This is a genomic window from Acidovorax cavernicola, from assembly GCF_003581445.1.
This window is the reverse complement of sequence record NZ_QXMN01000001.1, coordinates 169596-187157: the sequence shown is the minus strand read 5'-3', so window position 1 is coordinate 187157 and position 17562 is coordinate 169596. Positions and strand designations below refer to the sequence as shown.

The following is a 17562-nucleotide window of genomic DNA, read 5'->3' as shown; positions in this document are numbered from 1 at the left end:
CATTCTCGTGAATCAGGCAGCGGGCACAGCCCGGCCGCGTCGCCATTGCACCAACGCGCCGGCGGCCAACAACAAGGCGGCGCCGAACGCGGCAAGCAGGCGCGGCAGCACGGCGGAAGGCGGCGGGGGCGATGGGCTGTCGGCGATGGGTTTCAGCTGGAGGCCGGTCACGGGCTGTGCCAGGTCTGGTGTGGCTGGCGAATCGGGCGCAGGCGTCGCCGCCGCAACGGGTGCGATGGGCGAAACGACGACCGGAGCAGGCGCGGTCACCGTCAAGGGCGCTGGCGCCAGCGCAGCCTGCGCAAACCGCTGCACCGCTTCGTTCCGCTCGCGCAACCCCGTGGCGCGCACCGCCTCCGTGTAGGCCTGCGCCAGCTCGCGCCGCGTCGCGGCATCGGGCGTCCAGTAGTTCAGTCGCACGGCGTCGAGCATGCGCTCCAGCGTCTGCGCGAAGGCGGCGCGGTTCTCGCGCTCCAGCCACTGCCGCGTGCCGAGCTTGTAGCTGTCGCGCACATAGACCTCGTGCAGCGACTGCCAGTGGTCCGCACGCACGGCCGCGGGCGCGGTCGCCTGCCAGCCCCAGAGGAACTGCGCGGTCTTGAGCACCTGCAGCGCACCGCTGTAGCCCTCGGCCTTCTGCGCCTCGATCCACTGAGGATGCAGGTAGCGCGTCTGCATTTCGCGCGCGATGGTGCCGGTGGCGGTGTCGGTGCGCACCGAGGCGCCGTCGCGCAGGTTCTGCACGTACAGCGCCGGGTCCTTGCCCGTGAGATGGCGCACGGCCAGCGCGATGCCGCCCAGGTACTGGAACGGGTCGTCGTTGGTCAGCACGCCATAGAGGTTGGAGGTGCGCGCCATCAGCGCCGCATCGACCTGCGCGAGGTTGCCCGCGAAAGCGCCCACACGCGTGGCGCCGTCGAGGCCGCGCCCGTAGGCATGGCCCATGCGGTCCATGTAGAGCCCGGCCATCTGCGCATCACCGCCGCCGCGCTGCTGGCCCTTCCAAAGTTCGGTGGCGAGCACCGCTTCTTCCAGCCCGGCGCCGTAGCTGCCCTGCTCGTTCGAGAACACGCGCGCGGTCGACCAGCGCTGCGCCTCCGCAACCGTCGCGCCCTCGGCGCGCAGCTTGCGCGCCATCGCATCGCTGTGCTGCGCAACGGCGTTGCCGGGCTCGTCGAGCGCGGCCACCTGCTGCACGGCCTCGTCCAGCCAGCGCATCACGTGCGGGAACTGGTCGCGATAGGAGCCGGTGACGCTGATCAGCACGTCCATGCGCGGCCGTTTCAGCACCACCGCCGGCACGATCTCGATGCCGACCATGCGCCCCGCCTCGTCCCAGCGCGGCTTCACGCCGAGCGCGTGAAAGGCCTGGCTTTCGGTCACGCCCTGATGGCGCGAGGCCTCGCCGGCCCAGAGCGTGAAGGCGATCTTCTGTGGCGGACGCCCGCCATGGGTGCGGGCATGCGCGGCGATCCAGTCGTCCATCGCGGCGACACCGGTATCCCACGCCGCGCGCGTGGGCACGCGGCTGGGGTCGAAGCCGTAGAGGTTGCGGCCGGTCGGCAGGCTGTCGGGGTCGCGCACCGGATCGCCACCGTAGCGGGACTTCAGGTAGCGGCCGTCGAGCGCAGTGAGCAGGCCTTCGATTTCCTCGTTGTGGGCCAGTACCGCATCGAGCGCGCGGGCTCTTGCAGCGAGGGCGCGCAAAGGCTCAGCGTCAGCAGTGTCCTTGCCGGCCAGCACGGCTTCCAGCCAACGCGCGGGCGCGGACCCGGCGATGCCCTGCGCATCGGTGAGAAACATCTCATCCAGGTCCTCGCCCATCGCCTGCGCCACGGACTTGCCGAGGATCTGCAGGATCGTCTGCCGCCGTCGCTGCGCATCGGGCGCTTCGCCGAAGGTCGCGAGGCCCAGTGGCTGCGCGGTCTGCGCGAGTTCATCGAGGTACGGATGCAGCACGGCGACGAAGCCGGCGAAATCGGCGCGGATGCGTGCAGGCGTCCACTGCAGGTCGCGGTCGTAGTGTTGGGCAACGAAGTCGGCGGTGAGGCGCCGCTCCATCGCCGTCTTCACCGCGCCGGGCGACAGCGTTTCCCAGTCGTGCAGGCGGTCATGCAGCTCCCGCACGCCGGGGCGGAAGCCCGCAGGCGCGAACATCGGCGTCGAATGGCTCACCATCGTCGCGCGCCCACGGCGCTTGGCGGTGGTCGCCTCGCCGAGGTTGTCCATGATGTACGGGTAGACGTTCGGCACATCGCCCAGCGCGAGCAGCGGATCGTCCTGCACAGACAGCCCGCGCTCCTTGCCCGCCGACCACTCGACCGTGCCGTGCGTGCCCATGTGCACCAACGCGTCGGCACCGAAGCGGGTGCGCAGCCAGAGGTAGGTCGCGAGGTAACCGTGGCTCAGCGGCACGGCCGCGCGGTGGTACACCTGCTGCGCCTTGTCGGCGACCTGCGTGCCGGGCTCGAAGCGCGGCGGCTGGCGCAGCACGACCACGTGACCGAACTGCACGCGCGGCACCACGAAGGCCGGCGCGCCGGCCACGGGCCGCAGCATGGTCGATGCTTCGGGCGGGCCCCAGTAGGCCTCGATGCGCCGTTGCGTCTCCACGGGCAGTGCGCGGAACCACGCGAGGTACTGCGACAGCGGCAGCGTGTCGGCCAGCCCCTGATCCAGCAACGGCTGCAGTGCGTCGCCGCCCTCCTTCGCCGGGTAGTAGGCCTTCATGGTGGCCTGCACCTGCGCAATCACTGCGTCCGCGCCCGGCGTTTCGGTGCGATAGCCGGCTGCCTGCATCGCCGACAGCATCCGGTCGACGCTGCGCGGCACGTTGAGGAACGATGCACCAAAGTTGGCCTCGCCCGGCGGGTAGTTGTAGACCAGCATCGCCACGCGGCGCTCCGCCGCAGGTGTGCGGCGCAGGCGCAGCAGCGCGGCGGCCTTGTCGGCCACGGCGTCGATCTGCGCGGGCAGCGGCTGAAGGCTGCCGGCGGCGGCGTCGCGCGCGGTGACCAGCATCGGGTCGGTCATGCCTGCGAGTTCGCTCGGGCTGTAGTAGGCCGCGATGTCGGTCTGCGCCAGGCCGTCCTTGCTGCGCGCCCATTGCGCCGCGTCCATGGCCAGCGAAGGCAGGGTCTGCAGCACGGGCACGCCGATGCGTTCGAGTTCGGCCTTGCGTTCGTTGGGGCTGAACACCAGCGCGGCGTTGATGAGGAGGTCGGCCACGCGACGGTCGTCCCCATCGGCGTGGGTCATGCGAAAGAACAGGTCTTTCTGCTGGCGCGGGCCGTAGAAGGCATAGGCGCGCAGGCCGCGCTGCGCAAGCGTGCCGATCAGGCGATCGAGCCAGTCGGTGTCGTCACCGGTGAGCGTGGCGCTGTTGACCGCGATGGCGACAGTGCCCTGGCCGGCCGGCAGCGCCTCGACCGCCGTGATGGTGTTTTCGACGCGCGGCCAGTCCGGGTGATAGAAGCCCGCAAGCGGCATCGGCACGGGGTCGGGCAGCCCGGTTGCATCGCCGACCGGTGCCATGGCCCGCACCGAGGCTTTCAGGTTCGCTTCGCCCGGAAAGCGCCAGTAGGCACGCAGGCGCTGCGCCCAGGCCGCATCGACGCCGCGCTCGGCCGCGAGCGGCGGCACCTCGGGCGGCGTCTGTCCTTTTGCCACGAGCGCGAACTCTCCGATCTGCACATAGGGAACGGCACTGCGCGCGATGACGTCGCCGAAGCGCGCAGCCGCCGACTGGGCGACGCTGAGGTGCGGCGCATCGATGACCAGCAGTCGCGCACCGTCGAGCGCAGCAGCCAGCGCGTCGGTCGTGCCCTGCGCGGCCGACACCACCTGCAACGGCACACCCGCTGCATGCGCCGCCGCCTCCAGCCGCACCATGCGCGCGGGCGACACCAGCGCCGTGCTCAACACCACCACGCGAGATTCGGCCGCCACCGCAGGCTGCGCCATCAGGCACAAGAGCCAGAAGACGAAAAGACGCGTCACTTCCCGCCCGACGCCGGCACCGCGTCCGCCGGCACGTAGATCATCGTGCCATCCTTCAGGCGCCAGGCAGTGCCGGCCTTCTCGCCATCGCCCTGCCCCGTCGCGCCGCTGGCCTTGAAGCGCGTGACCTTCTGGCCTTCGCGCGTGATGATCTCCATGTCGGGCTGGCCCTCGTGACGAATGATCGTCACCTTGTCCTGAGAGAACGGATTCACCGGGTTGTTGATCACTGCGATCATCAGCATGCCGATGACGACCATGAAGACGTCGATCAGGTTGATGGTCGAGAGCACCGGGTCGTCGTCGTCGCTGTCGAGACTGCTCAGGATGGAGAACTGCCTGCGGCTCATGACAACCGGTCCCGCGCATCAAGCAGCATCACCAGTTCGCGCATGAGCCAGCGGCGGCGCACGGTGTAGACCACGAAGGTGATCGAGGCCGAGGCCAGCGCCACGATCACGGCCGCGAACGCCGGCGCCAGGCTTTGCGCCACACCCTGCGATTCGCCCGAGGCCACGGCCACGAGCGCGGGCCCCATCGGGATCATGGTGGCGATCAGCCCCAGCATCGGCGCCACGCGGCTGCACAGGCGCACGCCTTCGAGCTGCTTGAGCACGACCAGCTCCATCTGTTCCTGGCTCGCCTGCGCATGCCGCTGCAGCACCAGCGCGCGCGACGGGTCGCGGCGACGCTGCCACCATTCAATGCCGAAGGCGCCGAGGCAGTACACCGCATAGACAAAGGACAGCAGCACACCGAGTGTCACGGGCCAGAGGAACAGGCGCGCGAGTTCGAAGAGAACGGTGTCGAAGGCCAGCATCAGGTGGGCTCCACGGGAGAAGACGAAGAGGACGAAGACAGCGGATCGAACAGGTCCGAAGGCCGGCCCCAGCTTTCGTCGAACACCAGCGAAGCCAGCGGCGCACGCCTGGCCCAGCGTTCGCGCTGCAGCATCGGCTCTTCGTAGAACGCATGCACCGGGCCCAGGCACAGCAAGGCGATCGGTTCGGCACCTTCGGGCAGACCGAGCAGCACGCCGACCTCGGCCGGATCGAACAGCGACACCCAGCCCATGCCCAGCCCTTCGGCGCGCGCCGCGAGCCAGAGGTTCTGGATGGCGCAGGAGGCCGAGGCCAGGTCCATCTGCGGCAGGGTGCGGCGCCCGAACACATGCTGTTCGCGGCCGTCGGCCAGCGTCACCACCAGCAGCTCGGCGGCGTCGAGCACGCCTTGCACCTTGAGGCGCATGAACTCGTCTTCGCGCTGGCCGAGCGCGCGGGCGGTGAGCACGCGTTCGCGCTCGACCACATCGTGCAGTTGCCGGCGCAACCCTTCGCCGCGCACGCGGATGAAACGCCACGGCTGCATGAAGCCGACGCTGGGCGCATGGTGCGCGGCCTCGAGCAGGCGACGCAGCACCTCGGGCGCCACCTCGCCGCCCGCGAAGTGACGCATGTCACGCCTCTCCTGGATGGCGCGGTAGACCGCCTTCGCTTCATCGGCCGCGAACGCATTCGTCATGAGGTCAATCTTCAATGCCGCGCTGCGCCGGGATACCGGCCTTGAACGCATGCTTGACCATCTGCATCTCGGTCACGGTGTCGGCCAGCTCGATGATCTCGGGCGGGCAGCGGCGACCGGTGAGCGCGACGTGCACGTGCTTCGGGCGTGCGCGCAAGGTCTCGAGCACGCCCTCCAGCGGCAGCCAGCCGTAGATCAGCGGATAGGTGATCTCGTCGAGCACCACCAGGAAGTACTCGCCCGACAGGATCGCGGCCTTGGCCTTTTCCCAGCCGTCGCGTGCAAGCTGGCCGGAGCGTTCGAGGTCCTGGCTCTTCCAGCTGAAGCCGTCGCCCAGGCCTTCGATGGGGATGCCGATCTGTTCGAACATGCGGTGCTCGCCGAAGCGGGCCGAAGGCACCTTCATGAACTGGTAGATCTTCACGGCCTTGCCACGGCCGTGGGCGCGCAGGGCGAGGCCGAATGCGGCGGTGCTCTTGCCCTTGCCGTCGCCGGTGTTGACGATGACGATGCCGCGGCGTTCGCCTTCGGGCTTTTCGTAGGGCTTTTCGCTGGGGGGAGTTTCTATTTGCATGAGGGTTTCCGTTTTTCCTGATGTGCGGCGCAGTCAAAGCCAGCAGGCGTCATCGCGGCAGCGCAATCCATTGGTCCGCCACGCGATGGACACGAATCCGGTGATCGAACACCTGCTCCAGCGCAGCGTGGGTCGCAGGGTCGGCACAGGCACCGTGGTGCACCACCCGCCCCCGGTTCATCACCACCAGCTCGTCCGCCGCCAGCGCCATCGGCAGCTCGTGCAACACGCTGACCACCGTGCGACCCTGGGCAACAAGTTCGCGCGTCGTCTGCATCCAGTCCGCCTGATGCGGCGGGTCGAGGTTGGCGAGCGGCTCGTCCATCAGCAGCAGTTCGGCCTCGACCGCCAGCGCACGCGCCAGCAGCACACGTTGGCGTTCGCCGCCGGACAGTTGACCCAGCGGACGGTCGCGCCACTCCCAGGCCTGGGTGCTGCGCAGCGCACGTTCGACGGCGTCGCGATCGGTTTCGCTCGGCGCCGCCAGCCAGCGCTGGTGCGGCAGACGGCCGAGCATGGCGACGTCGTAGACCATCAGGTCGTCGGCGCTGCCCTCGCCCATGCCGCTCTGGCCCAGCCACGAGAGGCGTCGTGCGCGTACGCGGGCCGGCACTGCGGCTTGCGCCTCACCGAACAGCCGCACCTCGCCGCGGTGTGCGAGCAGACCGGCCAGCGCTTTGAGCAACGTCGACTTGCCCGCGCCGTTCGGGCCGACGATGCTGGTCCAGCGACCGACCGCGAGCGACAGGTCGATGCCGTGCAGCACCTCGACCGACCCGAGGGTGGCGCTGAGGCCGTGCGCTTCGAGCGCGGCGGATGGGGTGCGGCTCACAGGCCACCGCCCTTCGCGCCGCGCCGGTGCATCAGCCACAGCAGGTAGCTGCCGCCGAGCACCGCGGTGAGCACGCCCACCGGCAGTTCCTGTGGTGCGATCAGCCAGCGTGCCAGCAGGTCGGCCGCCATCAGCAACAGGCCGCCCATGAGGGCCGACAGCACGATCAATCGCGCATGCGTGGTCTTGACCACCGAGCGCACCAGGTGCGGGGCGGCCAGACCGACAAAGGCGATCAGGCCGGTCTGCGCGACGGCGGCGCCGGTCGCCAGCGCCAGCACCGCCACCAGCGCGGCGCGCATGGCGCCCAGCGGCAAGCCGAGGCTGCGCGCCGTGGCCTCGCCCAGCGCTAGGCCGTCGAGCACCGGGGCGAGCGCCCAGGCCAGCAGCAGGCAGGCCGCGCCGACCGCAGCCATCACGGCACAAGCGGCCCAGCCGACCAGCCCGGTGCTGCCGAGCACGAAGCCCTGCAGCGCCTGGAGAATGTCGGCCGAGGCGATGGTGATGAGGTCTTTCGCAGCGCCCAGCACCACACCGACGATCACGCCCGCAAGCAGCAGCCGCAAGGTCTGCTGCACACCGCGCGCCAACGTAAGCGTGAGCAGCACCGCGGCCACGGCGCCGACGAAGGCCGCGCCCGTGAGCCCGAGGCGCATCACCCATTGCGTGCTGGTGACGGAACCACCGAACAGCATCAGCGCCAGTGCCACGGCGAGCGACGCGCCCGACGCACTGCCCAGCAGGTACGGGTCGGCCAGCGGATTGCGGAACAGCCCCTGCGCCACCGCGCCCGCCAGCCCGAGCAGCGCGCCCGCGAGCCACGCGCCGAGGGTGCGCGGCAGGCGGATGTCCCAGACGATCTGCAGCGCGATGGGATCGTGCCGCGCGGACAGCAGGCTCTGGAAGCCGGTGCTGCCAATGCCGAGCCCGAAGAGCAGCAACGCCGCGCCCAGCACCAGCAAGCCGGCACCAAGCAGCAGCACGCGACGCAGATGCGCAGAATGCTGCATGCCGCTCACCGGCCCTTGTCCGTCAGGCACTGCGCCATCAGGCGCGCGGCCTCGTCCATGCGCGGGCCGGGGCGCACGACCACATCGGTCTGCTCGGCATCGAAGCGGCACACGCGTCCTTCGCGCACCGCGCGGATGCTGCCCCAGCCAGGACGTTGCTCCAGCCCCATCGCGCTGCGCACGCTGACCATGATGAGGTCGGGATTCGCGCGCACCACGAATTCGGGGTTGAGCTTGGGAAAGGGTCCGAGCGATGCCGGCACGATGTTCTTCACGCCCAGCCGCGCGAGCGTCTCGCCGATGAAGGACGAATCGCCTGCCGCATACGGCCCGGTGTTGACCTCGAAGTACACACGCAGGCCCCTGGCGCTGGCAGGCAGCGACTGCGCCGCAGCCGACACGGCCGCGTCGATGACGCGCCACACGGCGGGCGCCTCGTGCGTGCCGAGCACCTGGTCGAGTGCGCCGAGCACACGCCGCACATCGGCGTGGCTCTTGGGTTCGAGCACGATCACCTTCAGGCCCAGCGTTTCAAGCCGCTGCGTGACGCGCGACGACTTGGCCAGCAACACCACATCGGGCTTGAGCGCCACGACGGCTTCGACATTGGGGTCGATCCCGCCGCCGAGCTGCGGCAGCGCGCGCACCTGCGCGGGCGAATTGGAATAGCGGTCGACGCCGATCAGCCGGTTGCAGGCGCCGAGCGCACAGACACCTTCGGTCAGCGACGGCAGCAGCGAAACGATGCGCTGCGGAGGCTGCGGCAGGCTCACGGTGACACCGCGTTCGTCGACCACATCGACGGCCTGCGCCACCTGCGCGCCCAGCAGCAGCGCAAGCCCCAGCATCGACGCGCGCACCCACGTCTTCATGAACGCGAAGCCGCGCCTCATGCGGGCGCCTTCAGCGTCAGCGGCAGGCCGGCGGCCATCAGCGTCACGCGGTGACAGGCTGCCGCCACGTCCTGGTTCAGGCGACCGAGCACGTCGACGAAGGCGCGGGTCTCGCGGCCCAGCGGGATCACGCCCAGGCCGATCTCGTTGCCGACCAGCACCACCGGCCCGCGCGCCTCGCGCAGCGCGATGAGAAGCAGCGTGGCGTGCGCCGAAGGTGTGCGCGTGACCACCGCGGCGCCTTCGGTACGCAGCGGCATCAGCAGGTTGGTGAGCCAGAGCGTGAGGCAATCGACCACCACGAGCGTATCGGGCGCGCTCTGCGTGACGATGGCGCGCCCCAGCTCGATCGGTTCCTCGAGGGTCTGCAGGCCGGGCACGCGCTCGGCGCGGTCGCTCTGGTGGCGCGCGATGCGCTCGCGCATCTCGTCGTCGTGCGCCTGCGCGGTGGCGATCAGCACTGCGCGGCGCGGCGTGGACGCAGCGGCCAGCCAGTCGGCTGCACGCTGTTCGGCGCGGCGCGACTTGCCGCTTTTCTGGCCGCCGAGGATGAATTCGTGCTCAATGAGGGGCATCGGAAGACGCCTGTGCGGCGTGGCTGTCGAGTTCGAGGGGCATGGCGCCGAAGAGCCGCGCGGTCGCTTCCGGGCTGGACGCGAACCACGCATGGAAGTAGCTCGCGCGCACGGGGCCGTGCACGTACAGCGCCTCGCCGCCGCGCGTGCCGACGGTGCGTGCGGCAGGCGCGAGCGGCGTCTCGCAGCGCGAGTAGTGGAAGGTGTGGCCGCGCAAGGCGTGTGCACCCAGGTCGAGCTGCTGCGGGCCGAGACCGGCCAGCCGCTTCTGCATGACCGCCCGCCCCGGCAGCACGCCCCAGAGGCGGTGCACGTCCTGCGGTTCGGCGTCGTCACGGGTGGCGAGTTCGTCGAACAGCGCCATCATCCCGCCGCATTCGGCCCAGATCGGCTTGCCGGCCGTGACGTGGTTCGCGAGCGAGAGCCGCAGCCGGTCGCTGGCCGACAGCACCGGCGCATGCAGCTCGGGATAGCCGCCGGGCAGCCAGGCGGCATCGCAAGGCGGCAGCGGCTCGTCGGCCAGCGGCGAGAAGAACACAAGCCGCGCGCCGAGGGCTTCGAGCACGTCGAGGTTGGCCGGGTAGATGAACGAAAACGCCGCGTCGCGCGCGATGGCGATGGTGCGTCCGGCCAGCAGCGGCGCGATGGGCGCGGCGGCCGCAGGCTCGAAGCGCACCTGCGGCAGCTGCGCGGGCGCGCGTTGCCCCAGCGGCGTGGCGGCCAGCACGTCGGCCGCGGCATCGAGCCGTGTCATGGCGTCGTCGAGTTCGGCGACGCCGACCAGCCCCAGGTGGCGCTCGGGCAGTGCGAAGTCGGCGCTGCGCGGCAAGGCGCCGAGCCAGTCGCGGCGATCGCGCAACGCATCCTGCAGCATCTCTGCATGGCGCTCGCCGGCCACGCGGTTGGCCAGCACGCCGGCCCAGGGCAGGCGCGGGCGAAAGTTCTGCAGGCCGTAGGCCAGCGCGCCGAAGGTGCCGGTCATGGCCTGCGCGTCGATCACGGCGATCACAGGCAGGCCCAGGCGCTCGGCGAGTTCGGCCGCGCTGGGCGTGCCGTCGAACAGGCCCATCACGCCTTCGATGATGACCAGGTCGGCCTCGCACGCGGCGGCATGCAGGCGCGCGCGGCAGTCGGCCTCGCCGGTCATCCACAGGTCCAGCGAATGCACCGGTGCACCGGTGGCCAGCGCGAGCCAGTGCGGATCGAGAAAGTCGGGTCCGCACTTGAAGGCCCGCACGCGGCGGCCCTGGCGCACATGCAGCCGCGCGAGCGCGGCCGCGACGGTGGTCTTGCCCTGCCCCGAGGCCGGCGCGGCCACGAGCACCGCAGCGCAGGTGGCGGCGGCGCCGGGCGAGAAACGGCGGGGGCTTATTGCGGTGTCCACTTGAGTCCGACGTACGCGGTGCGGCCCCCGTTGGCGTAGAGCCGTGCGAACTGGTAGTCCTTGTCGCCGACATTGTCCACGCGCGCCACGAGGTTCAGGTCGCGCATGATCTGCTTGCTGGCCGACAGGTTGAGCAGCGTGTAGCCGCCGAGCTTGACGGTGTTGGCCGCGTCGTCGAAACGCTTGCCCGAGCTCTGGATCTCGGCGCCCAGCGTCCAGCCGGCGATGCGCCAGTCGGCGCCCAGCGTGCCGTGGGCCCGTGCGCGGCGCGCCAGCAGGTTGTCGGTGGCGAGGTCGCGCGGGTCCTGGTAGTCGAGCGAGGCGCGCAGCGTGACGTCGCCGATGCGGTGGCCGCCCGTGAGCGTCACGCCCTGGTAGCGCGCGCGCGCCGTGCTGGCGTAGCAGCCGAAGGACGACTGGCATCCCTTGGCGCTGCCGTCGAACACGATCAGGTTCTGCACGCGGTTGCGGTACAGCACGATGCCGGCCTGCGTGGCACCCGCGGTGTACTGCAGGCCCAGCTCGACGTTACGGCTCGATTCGGGCTGCAGGCTCGCCAGCCCGTACTCGCTGAAGCGCTGGTACAGCGTGGGCGCGCGGAACGCGGTGCCGGCCGACACGGTGGCGCGCAGGCTCGGCGTGATGGCGTAACCGTAGGCGGCGCTGCCGGTGGTCTTGCCGCCGAATTCGCTGTCGTCGTCGTGACGCACATGCAACTGCAGCGAATGCGGGCCCTTCACGTAGCCGTAGCCCAATGCGGCGGCGTTCTGCGAGCGATCGCGCGAGAACAGCTTGGCCGAGGTGGTCGGCGCGTTCTCGAGCGCGTCTTCGCGGCGCTCGAGCGTGGCTGTCACCAGGTGCGGGCCGAAGCGGAATTCGTTCTGGAACAGGTAGCCGCGCAGGCGGGTCTCGGTGCGATAGAACGAGGGCTGGGTCTTGTAGACGGTTTCGGAATCGGTCACCTGCAGGCGCGTGCTGTAGATGTCGTTCCACTTGGCCGACCAGGTCAGGCCGGCGGTACGCAGCGTGTTGTTCGACACGTCGTCGCGGAAGGTGATCGGCGGCTTGGTGCGAAAGCTCACCGACGGGTCGTAGCCGGCGTTGATGTCGCTGGTGAGCAAGGTCGCGTCGATGCGCTGGTCGGGCGTGATCTGGAAGCCCAGCTTCAGGTTGCCGGAGGTGCTGCGGTAGCCATCGCGGTCGGGGCTGGTGAAGCCGTCCTTCGAGGGCGTGCGCTTGGCGATCGGCTGGACGTTGAAGCCCTTGCTCTCTTCGTGCGCCACGCCGAACGAGTAGTCGAGCAGGCCCGACTTGCCGCTCACGCCGCCTTCGATCTTGCGCAGGCCGTGGCTGCCGAAGCCGATGCCGGCGTAAGGCGAGACGCCGTCTTCGCCGCGCTTGGTGAAGAGCTGGATCACGCCGCCCACGGCGTCCGAACCGTACACGGCGGCGGCCGGGCCGCGCAGCACTTCGATGCGGTCGATCTGCGACAGCGGAATGCCTTCCCAGCCGGCGCCGCCGGTCGATTGCGAATCGATGCGCACGCCGTCCAGGTAGACCGCGGTGAAGCGCGTTTCCGCGCCGCGGATGTACACGCTGGTGGTGTTGCCCACGCCGCCGCTGCGCGTGATCTCCATGCCGGGCAGGCGCGACAGCACGTCGGCCACGCCGGTGGCGCCGCTGCGCTCGATGGTCTTGCGGTCGACGATGGAAACATCGCCCACCAGTTCCGACAGCGCCTGCGGCGTGCGGTTGGCGGTGACGACGGTCTCGTCGAGCGTGGCGGGAGCGGCTGCTGCGGCTTGCGCCTGCGCGGCCAGCGGCACCAGGGCCAGGCCGCCGAAGGCCGAGGCCAGGGCCAACGTGAGCGGCAGGCACGCGGGACGGCTGCGGCGCACGCTGGCGCGGCCGCTGGAGAGGGAAACACAGGAAATCATGGGGTGAACCGAACGAACATCAATGCCCTGGCCGGCTTCCCCGCCGGCGCCCTGGGCGTCATGGCTGCCGATGCGGCAGCCGCCTTGTTGGCCGGTATCCGGGCTGGCAGATCGACCCTTTGCCGCCTTCCCAGGCGCCTGTTTCAGGGCGCCCAGTGGCTGGATGGAAAGGGGTGACGCATTGCGGCGTCGTCTGCTTGACCGTTGCGGGGGCAGCGCAGGCGGCTTCGGCCGGGTCCCGGATTCGGGGGCGTTCACTCCTGCTTCCCGTTGAACTGCGCCGTGTGAACCACGCCGCGAGCACCAACGGGTGAGATTTTAGGCCTACAGGGCGGGTACGCCACACCCGGTTTGATCGCGGACGGCGCAGGCCCCAGAATCTCGGCCACGTCTGGCGCACGCCCCGCGCGGTGCGCCGGACCTTCCGAATTCCCGGGAAACTACAATCGCCAACCATGCCCGCCTCCAGCCCCATCGACCAGATCGCCGAGCGTGTGGAACGCCTGCTCGTGCGTCACGAAGAGGTGCAGCGCACCAACGCGCTGCTGCAGGAACAGGTCGATGCGCTCACGCGTGAACGCGACGGCCTGAAGTCGCGGCTCGCCGCGGCCCGCACCCGCCTCGATGCCCTGCTCGAACAGCTGCCGGCAGCACCTCCCTCCGAAGATTCCCATCACGCATGAAGCAGATTGAAGTACAGATCATGGGCCAGAGCTATTTGCTCGGCTGTCCCGACGGCGGCGAAGCACAACTGCGCGAAGCCGTCGACCGCGTGGACGCGGCCATGTGCAAGATCCGCGACGCGGGCAAGGTGAAGGCACGCGACCGCATCGCCGTGCTGGCCTCGCTGAACCTGGCTTTCGATCTCGCAGCCCAACAGGCCGCTGCGGCGGCCGCACCGGCGCCTGCCGCTCCCGTCAGCACCGAAGAGAGTTCCGGCGACACCGACCCGAAGGCCGCCCAGCTCATTCAGAGACTCGATCAGGCCCTGGCGGGCGATGGACATTTGCTCTGAAGGAACGCGGCACGTCATCTACGAGGCGTAAAATCCACCTTGTCTGCAGACGTGTCGGGCTTAATATTTCCTTGTTCCAATGCTCTCCGGAGCCGGGCTTGGTACATCGCTAGACGGGCGTGATCATCTCGCGTCAGATGAACCCGAAGTCTTGCTGCCCTCGCCCACCTGAACCCTGGTTCAGGATGCGGGTCCGGCACACCATCTGCAGACACCTTTTCCCGCCACGGCCCCCTGCTTCACCGCACGGGGCCGTTGCTTTTTCAGTCGATCCTTTCCCCATCCGCCCGTGAACTTCGCCGCCCTGCTCGACCCGTTCCTGATCGCCGAACTCGCCGCCCTCGGGCTGGGCACCGGTTTCCTCGCAGGCCTTCTGGGCATCGGCGGCGGCATGCTGATGGTGCCGTTCATCACGGTCATCATGAGCCAGCGCGGCGTGCCGGCCGACCTGGCGGTGAAGATGGCGATCGCGACCTCGATGGCGACGATCATCTTCACGTCGGTGTCGAGCGTGCGCGCGCACCACAAGCGCGGTGCGGTGCGCTGGGACATCGTGCAGCGCCTGGCGCCGGGCATCGTCGTCGGCAGTCTCGCGGGCAGCCTGGGCGTGTTCGCGCTGCTCAAGGGCACGGCGCTGGCCATCTTCTTCGCGCTGTTCGTGGGCTTCTCGGCCACGCAGATGTTCCTGGACAAGAAACCCAAGCCGACGCGGCAGATGCCTGGCACCGGCGGCCAGCTCGCGGCGGGCGGCACCATCGGCTTCATCTCGGGCCTGGTCGGCGCGGGCGGCGGCTTCATCAGCGTGCCGTTCATGACGTGGTGCAACGTGGCGATCCACAACGCGGTGGCGACCAGCGCGGCGCTGGGCTTTCCGATCGCGGTGGCCAACGTGCTGGGCTATGTGCTCAGCGGCCAGTCGGTGCAGGGCCTGCCGGCCGGTGCCTTCGGCTACATCTGGCTGCCAGCGCTCGTGGTGATCGCGGCCTGCAGCGTGCTCACCGCACCGCTGGGCGCGAAGGCCGCGCACAGCCTGCCGGTGAAGAAGCTCAAGCGCGTGTTCGCGAGCATCCTGTACCTGCTGGCCGCCTACATGCTCTGGAAGGGCCTGCGCGGCTGAGGCATATCAAACATTCCCCGGCTTTCCTGTGCCATCCTATGCAGCGGTTGTTCACAGTCGTATAAGGAAAGCCATGAAAATCCTCATTGCCGTCGACGGCAGCGCCTACACGCAAAAAGCCCTCAACTACCTGCTCGCCAACCGCGCCATGTTCGTGGACGGCCATGAGCTGGTGGTGGTGAACGTCTGCACCGGTGTCTCCGGTCACGTGGCGCGGCACCTCAGCAAGGAAATCGTTGCCGATTACTACGCCGAGGAAAACGCCAAGGTGCTCGACCCGGTGAAGGCCTGGTTCGCCGACAAGGGCGTGACCAACTACACCGCCGATGCGCGCCACGGCCATGCGGCCGAGGAAATCCTCAAGTCGGCCACCGAATCGAAGGCCGAGCTGATCGTGCTGGGCACGCATGGCCACGGCATCCTGGGCCGCGCGCTGATGGGCTCGGTGGCGACCAAGGTCGTGGCCGAGACCGACATCTCGGTGCTGCTGGTCCAGTAAGAGAAACCGCCCGCCCCGGCAGCGGCCGATGCGCCGTTGCCGCAGCCCCTACTGCGCGCGCTGCCGCCGCCATTCGCGCGGCGAACATCCGAAGCGCTCGCGAAACGCGCGGCTGAAATGCGCCGCGTCGTTGAACCCCCGCCCGTACGCGATCTCGCCCACCGGCCGCCCTGCCAGGCGCGGCTCCAGCAGGTCGCGGCTGCACGCGTCGAGCCGGCGCTCCCAGATGTACTGCGAGGGCGTCAGCGGCTCGCTCTTGAACACGCGGTGGATATGGCTCACCGACATGCCCAGTTGCGCCGCCAGCGTGCCCACCGACAGCGTCGGATCGGCCAGCTGCTCGTCGATGCGCTGCTTCACGCGCCCGAGGTGGTACGCCGTGAGGTTGCTGAGCGCCGGTGCGTGCGCGGCGGGCAGCGTCTGCAGGCCGGCCACGAGGATGTTCTGCACGCCATGGGCCACCGCCAGCGCCGAGGCCGGCTGCAGCGCGTCGAAGTCCTCGCGCAACGTGCGGATCATGCCCAGTAACAGGTGCCCCGCGCCCTCGCGCCCTGACACCGTGGTGGCCGTGAGCGCCTCGGTGTCGCGCAGCTCGCTGCGCAGCCGCTCGCCGGGCAGCTTGAGCACGATCTGCTCGAAGGGCTGGTCGAACAGCAGCTGATAGGGCCGCGTGCTGTCGTACAACGCGAAGTCGCCAGCGCCGAGCACGGCATCGCGCCCGTCCTGGCGCACCACACCCTGCCCGCGCGCCTGGATGCTCACCAGAAAACAATCGTCGCTCGACGCCGCGATATGGCCCGGCGTGCGCATCACCTTCTGCGCCCGCGAGGTCACGACCGACATGCCGAGGCCGGGCAGCGCGTGCTGGCGGATGCTGCCCTCGAAGTCGCCACCGTCGCCGGTGCGCACCGCGTCGCATTCGAGCTGCACGTAGACGTTGCAGATCATGTCGGTCCAGTACGCGAGCCGCTGGTCGCGCGAGACGGCATCGGTGCTGAGCAAGGGGGTCATCGGGGTCCTCGGAATGCCTTGGCAAGGCACATGCAACGCTGGAACAAGAACGCCGCCAATCCGGGTCAAGGCGTTCCGGCGGCGCGAATTTACGCTTCATGCAACCCGCATGCCACCGCGCAAACCCGGTGCGCACGACGGGGATTTCGTTACGTTCCTTGCACCCAGGAGAACCCCTCATGCCTACCACCGTCCACCCCAAGCTGCGCGTCGCCGCCGTGCAGGCCGCCCCCGTGTTCCTCGACCTCGACGCCACCATCGACAAGACCATCGAGCTGATGGCGCAAGCCGCGAAACAGGGCGTGCAGCTCATCGCCTTTCCCGAGACCTGGGTGCCCGGCTACCCGTGGTGGGTCTGGCTCGATTCGCCGGCGTGGGGCATGCAGTTCGTGCAGCGCTACCACGACAACTCGCTGGTCATCGGCTCGCCCGAGTTCGAGCGCCTGCAGGCCGCGGCGCGCCAGCACAGGATCTGGCTGTCGCTCGGCTACAGCGAGAAAGCGGCGGGCAGCCTCTACATCGCGCAGGCCCTGATCGACGACCAGGGCCGCACCGTGCAGACGCGCCGCAAGCTCAAGCCCACGCACGTGGAGCGCACCGTGTTCGGCGAAGGCGACGGTGCCGACCTGCACGTGGTCGAGACGCCGCTGGGCAACATCGGCTCGCTGTGCTGCTGGGAGCACCTGCAGCCGCTGAGCAAGTACGCCATGTATGCACAGAACGAGCAGATCCACTGCGGCGCATGGCCGAGCTTCTCGCTCTACCGCGGCGCGGCCTACGCGCTGGGCCACGAAGTCAACAACGCCGCGAGCCAGGTGTATGCGGTCGAGGGCGGCTGCTTCGTGATTGCGCCCTGCGCCACCGTGTCGAAGGCCATGAGCGAGCTGATGTGCACCGACGACGGCAAGCGGCAGATGCTGGGCGTCGGCGGCGGGCACGCACGCATCTACGCCCCGGACGGCTCGCCGCTGGGCACGCCGCTGGCCGAGGACGCCGAAGGCCTGGTGATCGCCGACATCGACCTGGGCATGATCGCGCTCGCCAAGGCGGCGGCCGACCCGAGCGGCCACTATTCGAGACCCGACGTCACGCAGCTGCTGCTGAACAAGACGCGGCGCACGCCCGTGGTGGTGCAGCTCACGCCGGAGCCCGAGGGCAGCGCGCCCGAGCCGGTCGCGGCCTGAACCGACGGAGC

At 69.6% G+C, this 17562-nt stretch carries 17 protein-coding genes and 1 riboswitch; of the genes, 5 read left to right on the top strand and 12 right to left on the bottom strand.

Annotation, left to right across the window (positions count from 1 at the left end):
* Positions 1-12 precede the first annotated feature (12 nt).
* From cobN to D3H34_RS00815, 11 genes are read right to left on the bottom strand one after another with little or no spacing between them, the layout of a single operon-like run.
* Entirely contained in the window at positions 13-3999 is a 3987-nt protein-coding gene (gene cobN, locus D3H34_RS00865) for a cobaltochelatase subunit CobN (RefSeq protein ID WP_119551284.1), read from the bottom strand.
* Complete coding sequence (locus D3H34_RS00860) at positions 3996-4349, bottom strand: DUF2149 domain-containing protein (RefSeq protein ID WP_119551282.1); 354 nt, start codon at positions 4347-4349, stop codon at positions 3996-3998. The genes cobN and D3H34_RS00860 overlap by 4 nt, the downstream gene beginning before the upstream one ends.
* On the bottom strand, positions 4346-4819 hold the full coding sequence (locus D3H34_RS00855; RefSeq protein WP_095745109.1) for a MotA/TolQ/ExbB proton channel family protein: 474 nt from the start codon (positions 4817-4819) through the stop codon (positions 4346-4348). The genes D3H34_RS00860 and D3H34_RS00855 overlap by 4 nt, the downstream gene beginning before the upstream one ends.
* Positions 4819-5520, bottom strand: coding sequence for a 5,6-dimethylbenzimidazole synthase (bluB, locus tag D3H34_RS00850; protein WP_119551280.1), 702 nt, complete (start codon positions 5518-5520; stop codon positions 4819-4821). The genes D3H34_RS00855 and bluB overlap by 1 nt, the downstream gene beginning before the upstream one ends.
* Positions 5521-5524: 4 nt before the next feature.
* Positions 5525-6094 (bottom strand): cob(I)yrinic acid a,c-diamide adenosyltransferase, encoded by a 570-nt coding sequence (gene cobO, locus D3H34_RS00845; RefSeq protein ID WP_119551278.1) that lies wholly within the window; start codon positions 6092-6094, stop codon positions 5525-5527.
* 49 nt (positions 6095-6143) lie between these two features.
* A complete protein-coding gene (locus D3H34_RS00840) occupies positions 6144-6926 on the bottom strand; it encodes an ABC transporter ATP-binding protein (RefSeq protein ID WP_119551276.1) in 783 nt (260 codons plus the stop codon).
* Positions 6923-7936 (bottom strand): FecCD family ABC transporter permease, encoded by a 1014-nt coding sequence (locus tag D3H34_RS00835; protein WP_119551915.1) that lies wholly within the window; start codon positions 7934-7936, stop codon positions 6923-6925. Before D3H34_RS00835 ends, D3H34_RS00840 begins: the two co-directional genes overlap by 4 nt.
* Before the next feature lie 5 nt (positions 7937-7941).
* Positions 7942-8829: an ABC transporter substrate-binding protein gene (locus D3H34_RS00830; RefSeq protein ID WP_434057669.1), complete on the bottom strand. Its 888-nt coding sequence runs from the start codon at positions 8827-8829 to the stop codon at positions 7942-7944.
* Positions 8826-9404, bottom strand: coding sequence for a bifunctional adenosylcobinamide kinase/adenosylcobinamide-phosphate guanylyltransferase (locus tag D3H34_RS00825; RefSeq protein WP_119551274.1), 579 nt, complete (start codon positions 9402-9404; stop codon positions 8826-8828). Before D3H34_RS00825 ends, D3H34_RS00830 begins: the two co-directional genes overlap by 4 nt.
* A complete protein-coding gene (locus D3H34_RS00820; RefSeq protein ID WP_119551272.1) occupies positions 9391-10788 on the bottom strand; it encodes a cobyrinic acid a,c-diamide synthase CobB in 1398 nt (465 codons plus the stop codon). Before D3H34_RS00820 ends, D3H34_RS00825 begins: the two co-directional genes overlap by 14 nt.
* Entirely contained in the window at positions 10773-12725 is a 1953-nt protein-coding gene (locus D3H34_RS00815) for a TonB-dependent receptor domain-containing protein (protein ID WP_119551270.1), read from the bottom strand. Before D3H34_RS00815 ends, D3H34_RS00820 begins: the two co-directional genes overlap by 16 nt.
* Before the next feature lie 72 nt (positions 12726-12797).
* A riboswitch (cobalamin riboswitch) is annotated at positions 12798-13048 on the bottom strand.
* Positions 13049-13180: 132 nt separating this feature from the next.
* On the opposite strand from D3H34_RS00815, the gene D3H34_RS00810 reads away from it, so the two are divergent.
* The 4 genes from D3H34_RS00810 (at position 13181) to D3H34_RS00795 (ending at position 15356) form a co-directional block, all read left to right on the top strand.
* Entirely contained in the window at positions 13181-13408 is a 228-nt protein-coding gene (locus tag D3H34_RS00810) for a DUF904 domain-containing protein (protein ID WP_119551268.1), read from the top strand.
* Positions 13405-13740: a cell division protein ZapA gene (locus tag D3H34_RS00805; RefSeq protein WP_119551266.1), complete on the top strand. Its 336-nt coding sequence runs from the start codon at positions 13405-13407 to the stop codon at positions 13738-13740. The genes D3H34_RS00810 and D3H34_RS00805 overlap by 4 nt, the downstream gene beginning before the upstream one ends.
* A gap of 289 nt (positions 13741-14029) precedes the next feature.
* Positions 14030-14857 carry a sulfite exporter TauE/SafE family protein gene (locus D3H34_RS00800; RefSeq protein ID WP_119551264.1) on the top strand — a complete coding sequence of 276 codons (828 nt, stop codon included), beginning with the start codon at positions 14030-14032 and terminating at the stop codon, positions 14855-14857.
* Between the two features lie 73 nt (positions 14858-14930).
* Positions 14931-15356, top strand: a complete 426-nt coding sequence (locus tag D3H34_RS00795) for a universal stress protein (protein WP_119551262.1) — start codon at positions 14931-14933, stop codon at positions 15354-15356.
* Between the two features lie 48 nt (positions 15357-15404).
* On the opposite strand, the gene D3H34_RS00790 is transcribed toward D3H34_RS00795, so the two are convergent.
* Positions 15405-16367, bottom strand: coding sequence for an AraC-like ligand-binding domain-containing protein (locus D3H34_RS00790; protein ID WP_119551260.1), 963 nt, complete (start codon positions 16365-16367; stop codon positions 15405-15407).
* A gap of 179 nt (positions 16368-16546) precedes the next feature.
* Between D3H34_RS00790 and D3H34_RS00785 the strand changes: the two genes are divergently transcribed.
* Positions 16547-17551, top strand: a complete 1005-nt coding sequence (locus D3H34_RS00785) for a carbon-nitrogen hydrolase family protein (protein WP_119551258.1) — start codon at positions 16547-16549, stop codon at positions 17549-17551.
* Positions 17552-17562: the final 11 nt, after the last annotated feature.

Coding starts and splice junctions, on each gene's coding strand:
- cobO (WP_119551278.1), bottom strand. CDS start 6,094: ATGCAAATAGAAACTCCCCCCAGCGAAAAGCCCTACGAAAAGCCCGAA.
- D3H34_RS00810 (WP_119551268.1), top strand. CDS start 13,181: ATGCCCGCCTCCAGCCCCATCGACCAGATCGCCGAGCGTGTGGAACGC.
- D3H34_RS00830 (WP_434057669.1), bottom strand. CDS start 8,829: ATGAGGCGCGGCTTCGCGTTCATGAAGACGTGGGTGCGCGCGTCGATG.
- D3H34_RS00790 (WP_119551260.1), bottom strand. CDS start 16,367: ATGACCCCCTTGCTCAGCACCGATGCCGTCTCGCGCGACCAGCGGCTC.
- D3H34_RS00825 (WP_119551274.1), bottom strand. CDS start 9,404: ATGCCCCTCATTGAGCACGAATTCATCCTCGGCGGCCAGAAAAGCGGC.
- D3H34_RS00815 (WP_119551270.1), bottom strand. CDS start 12,725: ATGATTTCCTGTGTTTCCCTCTCCAGCGGCCGCGCCAGCGTGCGCCGC.
- D3H34_RS00860 (WP_119551282.1), bottom strand. CDS start 4,349: ATGAGCCGCAGGCAGTTCTCCATCCTGAGCAGTCTCGACAGCGACGAC.
- D3H34_RS00835 (WP_119551915.1), bottom strand. CDS start 7,936: ATGCAGCATTCTGCGCATCTGCGTCGCGTGCTGCTGCTTGGTGCCGGC.
- bluB (WP_119551280.1), bottom strand. CDS start 5,520: ATGACGAATGCGTTCGCGGCCGATGAAGCGAAGGCGGTCTACCGCGCC.
- D3H34_RS00855 (WP_095745109.1), bottom strand. CDS start 4,819: ATGCTGGCCTTCGACACCGTTCTCTTCGAACTCGCGCGCCTGTTCCTC.
- D3H34_RS00795 (WP_119551262.1), top strand. CDS start 14,931: ATGAAAATCCTCATTGCCGTCGACGGCAGCGCCTACACGCAAAAAGCC.
- D3H34_RS00785 (WP_119551258.1), top strand. CDS start 16,547: ATGCCTACCACCGTCCACCCCAAGCTGCGCGTCGCCGCCGTGCAGGCC.
- D3H34_RS00805 (WP_119551266.1), top strand. CDS start 13,405: ATGAAGCAGATTGAAGTACAGATCATGGGCCAGAGCTATTTGCTCGGC.